This window comes from Methylobacterium cerastii, from assembly GCF_022179125.1.
Classification (GTDB): Bacteria; Pseudomonadota; Alphaproteobacteria; order Rhizobiales; family Beijerinckiaceae; genus Methylobacterium; species Methylobacterium cerastii.
Map to the genome: position 1 here is coordinate 1 of NZ_BPQG01000136.1, position 1,114 is coordinate 1,114.

General features: G+C 62.3%; 1 protein-coding gene. It reads right to left on the reverse strand.

Annotated elements, in window-relative coordinates; genetic code table 11:
• The coding region (locus MFF13_RS26070) for a VCBS domain-containing protein (protein WP_238273376.1) at nucleotides 1-1,114 on the reverse strand (1,114 nt) is incomplete at both ends.

Consider the following 1,114-nt stretch of genomic DNA (forward strand, 5'->3'; position numbering starts at 1 on the left):
GGCCAACCTGGAGCGTGTCACCGCTATCGACGTCGCGATCGTTGGTCAGCACATTCCCATCTGCAGTCTTCCGCTGGAGTAGAGCGGTGGTGTCAGCGATTGCCACCGGCGCATCGTTGGTGCCCTTAATCGTGACGGTGATCGCCTGTGCCGTGCCGTCCGCAGTCAGAACCGTGAACGCGTCTGTCAGTGGCGTCGAGGTGGTATTTAATGCTTGAACCACAGTATCGGTGTTGTTGAGGTTGTAGGTCCACACCCCAGCCTTTGTCACCGTGTAGGTACCGTGCGCGGTAGTCTGGGCCGTCGTCACCGGCTGGAAGGTGTCGGCGAGGTTGTCAACGTCCGTTGCGGTGAGCGTTCCCGTTGCGCTGGGCGTGCCCACCATCGGTGCAGTTGCACCGCCGCCGGCCTCCGTTACCGAACCTGTGATCGTGCCAGAGATCGTCGCGGCGTCGTTGGCGCCGTTGATCGTGACAGTGACGGACTGCGCCGTACCATCTGCAGTCAAAACCTTGAACATGTCGGTCAATGGCGTCGATGTGGTGTTAAGCGCCTGCACCGCTGCGTTTGCGTTGTTGAGATTGTAGGTCCACACGCCGCTCGATGTCACCGCGTAGGTGCCATACGTCGCCGCCGCACCTGCTGACACCGCTTGGAAAGTTGCGGCGCTGTCCACGTCCATTGCGGTCAGCGCGCCCGTCGCCGTCGGCGTCCCCGGCATCGCGTTAGCCACACCGCCCGCCTCAACTACTGCGCCAATGGTGTTGCCCGAAATAACCGCCGCGTCGTTGACCCCGATAACCGTAAAAAGGATGCTCTGAGCTACCGGAGCGGCGATACCGTCCGAAACCGCGTATGTGACAGAGACCGTCTGCGTCTCCCCCTGCGCCAGAGTTTGGTATGCAGCGTTGGCCGGATCCAGGACAAAGCTGTGCGTGGCCTCGTCGTAGGTGACGCCGGCCGGAAGGGTGGACGGAATCGACACTACCGATAGGGCGGTATTGTGATCCACGTCCGTGGCGTTCGTTAGCGCGTTGAGCGTGACTTTGGCCCCGTCCTCCGTCCCTGTTCCCGTCACCGCCGCCGACACCACCGGCGCATCGTTGACGCCGGT